Source organism: Flavobacterium sp. (assembly GCF_044338735.1).
In the GTDB taxonomy this organism is placed as follows: Bacteria; Bacteroidota; Bacteroidia; order Flavobacteriales; family Flavobacteriaceae; genus Flavobacterium.
On record NZ_JBIIWV010000135.1, the window covers coordinates 1 to 5,431 of the forward strand.

Genomic DNA, 5,431 nt, shown 5'->3' on the forward strand with positions numbered 1-5,431 from the left:
TAATAATGGAAATTACCCCAAAAATCCAAGAACAATTAAATCTATTGAATGATAAGTTTGAAGCTATCAATCAAAACACTTCAACCCATTTAGAAGGACTACTTTGGTCAAAACCTATAACCTATTGGGATTATATTCAAACCGATGCATTGCTTAGTTTACAAACACAACGCACTACATTGCCCGACGAAATGGTTTTTGTAATGTATCATCAAGTGAACGAATTGTTGTTTAAAATGATTCTTTGGGAGATGGACCAATTGTGTCATAATGAACAACCTTCAACGGAATATTTTACTGAAAAATTAGGAAGAATAAGTCGCTATTTCGATATGCTCACAACTTCTTTTGATATAATGAAAGACGGAATGGAGCCCGAACAATACCTGAAATTTAGAAATACTTTAACACCTGCTAGCGGATTTCAATCGGCGCAATATCGTTTAATTGAATTTTCTTCAACCGATTTAATTAACCTAATTGACAACCGTTTTAGAGCTTCAATAGATCGAGATACACCTTATAAACATGCTTTGGAACATTTGTATTGGCAAGCAGCTGGAAAAGATTATCATACGGGAGAAAAATCATATTTATTAAGTGAATTTGAACGAAAATACAAGAAGTTATTTTTGGAATACATGGAAGAATACAACACCATCAATTTGTGGCGAAAATATAAACAACTTCCTGATGCAGATCAAAAAAATCAAAATTTAGTGGCAGCCATGCGTCATTATGATGTTACTGTAAATATCACATGGGTAATGGGTCATTTTAATGCGGCCAAAAAATACATAGAAAGTGTGCCAGGTAATCATGAAGCCACCGGCGGAAGTGATTGGAAAAAATACATGTTGCCAAAATATCAAAAACGAATTTTCTTCCCAGAATTATGGTCGGCAGAAGAAATTGAAAATTGGGGTGCATAACAACATTTGAAAAAGAATTACATTGAGATATCTAATCATAACATTTCTTTTTTTCTCTTTTTTTACTTCTTGTAATTCAAAAGACGAAAAAGATGCAACTAAAATAGCAAAGAAAGAGCCAATAATCAAGGATTATGGGTTTACTTTTAATGATTATAAAGTTATAAGAGATACTATTCGATCAGGAGATACATTTAGTGCGCTTTTGCAAAAATTCCCATTGAAAGATAGTCTTACCATTCATCAAGTAACTGAAAAAGTTAAAGATTCATTTAATGTAAGGAGAATTAAAGTAGGCAAACCCTATATTCTTTTTTTAGACAAGAAAAAGCCCAATACGCTTAAAGCGTTAGTCTATATAGAAGATCGAATACAATATACTGTAGTAGATTTTAGAGATTCTTTAGTGGTATCAAATAAGCAAAAACCAACACGCATTAAAAGAAGAGTGGTGGCTGCCGAAATTAACGGATCACTTTCTGAAACATTAAGTAATGCTGGAGTTAGTCCTGCTTTAGCTCCTAAGTTAGCAGGAATTTATGCCTATACAATTGACTTCTTTAAAATTCAAAAAGGAGATAAATTTGCCGTGACCATCAATGAAAAATATATGGAAGATTCCATCTATATTGGAGTTGAAAGCATCGAGGCTTCTTATTTTGAACACAAAGGGAAAAAGATATTTGCATTCCCATATAAGTTAAATGAAAACCAAAAGAAAGAAGATTATTACGATGAAAACGGTAAAGGGCTAAAAAGTATGTTTTTAAAAGCACCTTTAGACTATTTCAGAATTTCCTCTCGTTTTACTGGGCGTCGTTTTCATCCGGTTCAAATGCGATTTAAAGCTCATAATGGAACAGATTATGCAGCGCCACACGGCACACCTATTAAAACTACCGCTTCGGGCGTAGTAGAAAGAACGGGTTACACCGCCGGAAATGGTAATTTTGTAAAAGTCCGTCATAGCTCAACCTATGCAACTCAGTATTTACACATGTCCAGAATATTAGTTCGAAACGGACAAAGCGTTTCACAAGGACAAACCATAGGAAAAGTAGGAAGCACAGGATTAGCTACTGGACCTCATGTTTGTTATCGTTTTTGGAAAAATGGCGTGCAAGTGGATCCACTGCGATTAAAATTACCCAACACGGAACCCATGGGGAAATCAGACAAACAAAAATATTTAAGTTATATTGCGCCTTTAAAAAAAGAGTTAGACAGCATAACCGCACAAAAATTTAAAGAATAATGGCACTGCAATCGATCAATCCAATACAAACTCAAGCTTGGAAAAAATTACAAGCGCATTTTGAAACCATGAAAAACGTTCAAATGCAACAATTATTTGCAAATGAACCTGCAAGAGCCGAAAAAATGCACCTACAATGGAATGATTTTTTAGTAGATTATTCTAAAAATATTATTTCAGCCGAAACGATTTCTTTGTTACAGGAATTAGCCAATGAAGTACAATTAAAAGACGCCATTACAAAATATTTTGATGGAGATGTAATCAATCAAACCGAAAACAGAGCCGTTTTACATACTGCGTTACGCGCTAAAGAAAATGCTTCTGTACAAGTAGATGGCGTCAATGTAATGCCCGAAATTTATTCGGTGAAAAACAAAATCAAAAACTTTTCAAACGAAATTATCTCAGGACAACGAAAAGGTTTTTCTGGAAAGCCATTTACCGATGTTGTAAATATAGGAATTGGCGGTTCAGATCTTGGTCCGGCAATGATTGTTGAAGCCTTGCAATATTATAAAAATGATTTAAATGTTCATTTTGTTTCCAATGTAGATGGCGACCATGTGAATGAAATTATTAAAAAAATAAATCCTGAAACAACTCTTTTTGTAATCGTTTCTAAAACATTTACCACACAAGAAACGCTTTCTAATGCCGAAACCATAAGAAGTTGGTTCTTGCAATCAGCAACACAAGAAGATGTTGCAAAACATTTTGTAGCCGTTTCAACGAATATTCAAAAAGTAACCGAATTTGGTATTAATCCCGAAAATATTTTTCCTATGTGGGACTGGGTGGGCGGACGCTTTTCTTTATGGAGTGCCGTTGGTCTATCAATCAGTTTAGCTGTAGGATATGATCATTTTGACCAATTATTACAAGGAGCTCATGAAATGGACGAGCATTTTAAAAACGAGTCGTTTGATAAAAATATTCCGGTTACCTTAGCTTTATTAAGTATCTGGTACAATAATTTTTTTGGTGCAGAAAGTGAAGCATTAATTCCTTACACCCAATATTTGCAAAAATTAGCGCCTTATTTACAACAAGGCATTATGGAAAGCAACGGTAAAAGTATCGGAAGAGATGGTAAACCGGTTAATTATCAAACCGGAACTATTATTTGGGGCGAGCCAGGGACTAATTCACAGCATGCTTTTTTCCAATTAATTCACCAAGGTACAAAATTGATTCCTACTGATTTTATTGGATTCAAAGAGTCATTATATGGTAATAAAGACCACCATGATAAATTAATGTCAAATTTCTTTGCACAAACCGAAGCTTTATTAATGGGTAAAACTGAAGCGCAAGTTCAAGCGGAATTTGATAAACAAGGAATTTCGGGCGATAATGCCGATTTTTTATTGCCGTTTAAAGTGTTCTCAGGTAATAAGCCAACGAATACACTTTTAATCAAAAAACTAACACCCGCTACCTTAGGTGCTTTAGTCGCTTTATATGAGCACAAGATTTTTGTACAAGGCGTCATTTGGAATATTTTCAGCTATGATCAATGGGGAGTTGAGTTGGGGAAACAACTAGCAACAAGTATTCATAACGAAATTATAGACAGCGTTCCACAAAGCCATGATGGCTCAACTTCTTTTTTATTAAAAAAATATAAGAATTAGTATATTATTTTTAGAAAAGCGCTGCAAAAAGCTGTTTTTACCGAAAGAAAATCTTTAATTAACATTTTTTTAAGTTTTTTATTATTCAAATAGCTTTTGTTAACATTAAATTAACATTAGAAATAAAATCTTGTAGCAACTTTGCATAAAATATTTTAAAAACACATCACATGAAAATTTTTAAAAATGCATTACTTTTTGGGTTTTTCTTTTTGACAACCCTAACAGTATTTTCTCAGTCTAAAGTTACAGGAACTGTATTAGATGGAGAGTTAAATCAACCATTAGCAGGAGCTAGCGTTGTAATCAAAGGTACTACAAACGGAGTAGCTACTGATTTTGACGGAAAATTTGAGCTTACAACAACTCAAAAATCAGGAGAAATTGTAATTTCTTTCTTGGGTTTTGATTCAAAAACAATTTCTTTTACAGTTGCGGGAGCTACTACTAATGTTGGTTCAGTAGTTATTGTTCCAAATGTTTCTCAATTGGACGATGTAGTGGTAGTTGGTAAAGGAATTATCGACGTTGCAAAAGAGCGTAAAACGCCAATTGCAGTTTCTACAATTAAAGCGGCTGATATTCAAGCAAAAGTTGGTACTTCAGATGTAACACAAGCTATGGTTAACACACCATCTGTTTATGTTGCAGGACAAGCTGGAGGTTATGGTGATTCAAGAATTACGGTTCGTGGTTTCCAACAAGACAACACAGCTTTCTTATTAAACGGTCAGCCAATTAATGGTATGGAAGATGGTAAAATGTATTGGTCAAACTGGTCAGGAATGTCGGATATTGCTAACTTTATCCAAGTACAAAGAGGTTTGGGTTCTTCAAAATTAGCGATTTCTTCAGTAGGAGGAACAGTTAACTTTGTAACTAAAGCAACTGATAAAAAACAAGGGGGTTTTGTATCTACTGGTGTTGCAAATGATGATTATTTAAAAACTACAGCATCATATAACACAGGTATGAATGCTAAAGGATTTGGTATGAGCGTTTTGATGTCACATTGGCAAGGAGATGGTTACAACGATGGAACAAGAGGAGAGGGACAAAACTACTTCATTTCTTTTGGATATAAACCTAACGATAAACATAATTTCAATTTTTTGTTGACGGGTGCACCTCAGTCACACGATCAAAACTTTACTAAAAGAATATCTGATTATTTAGGGTTCGGTAGAAAATATAATAACAATTATGGTTATTTAAACGGAAAATATATTTCTGAAAGAACAAATTTTTACCACAAACCAGTTGCAAACTTAAACTGGGATTACACCATTAACAGTACTACTTCATTATCTACAGTATTATATGCATCATGGGGCCGTGGTGGAGGAACTGGTAATTATGGAGGTGGTAAGAAAAATATTTCAGAATTTAATCCATACACTGGAGCAAATCAATCAACATTAATTGACCTTAATTTAATTTTCGCAAACAATTCTGCCGATCCAAACGGAATTGGTTCTAACGAAAGTGGATCAAATGCTGGTGTTCCTGCAGATCCATATCGTTCTAAAAACTATGTAATTAGAGCTTCTATGAATAACCATGCTTGGTATGGTATCGTTTCTAATTTAAAGAAAGAAATTAATGAA

General features: G+C 34.0%; 4 protein-coding genes. All 4 read left to right on the top strand.

Annotation, left to right across the window (positions count from 1 at the left end; translation table 11 throughout):
- Nucleotides 1–5: 5 nt before the first annotated feature.
- The gene (locus tag ACIQZC_RS08565) at nucleotides 6–932 is read left to right on the top strand and encodes a tryptophan 2,3-dioxygenase family protein (protein ID WP_396138819.1); all 927 of its coding nucleotides are present in this window, start codon (nucleotides 6–8) and stop codon (nucleotides 930–932) included.
- A 22-nt stretch (nucleotides 933–954) separates the two neighbouring features.
- Nucleotides 955–2,187, top strand: coding sequence for a peptidoglycan DD-metalloendopeptidase family protein (locus ACIQZC_RS08570; RefSeq protein ID WP_396138816.1), 1,233 nt, complete (start codon nucleotides 955–957; stop codon nucleotides 2,185–2,187).
- A complete protein-coding gene (pgi, locus tag ACIQZC_RS08575) occupies nucleotides 2,187–3,824 on the top strand; it encodes a glucose-6-phosphate isomerase (RefSeq protein ID WP_396138817.1) in 1,638 nt (545 codons plus the stop codon). Before ACIQZC_RS08570 ends, pgi begins: the two co-directional genes overlap by 1 nt.
- Before the next feature lie 170 nt (nucleotides 3,825–3,994).
- Nucleotides 3,995–5,431 (top strand): carboxypeptidase-like regulatory domain-containing protein (locus ACIQZC_RS08580; protein ID WP_396138818.1); only part of this gene is annotated, 1,437 nt, incomplete at its 3' end.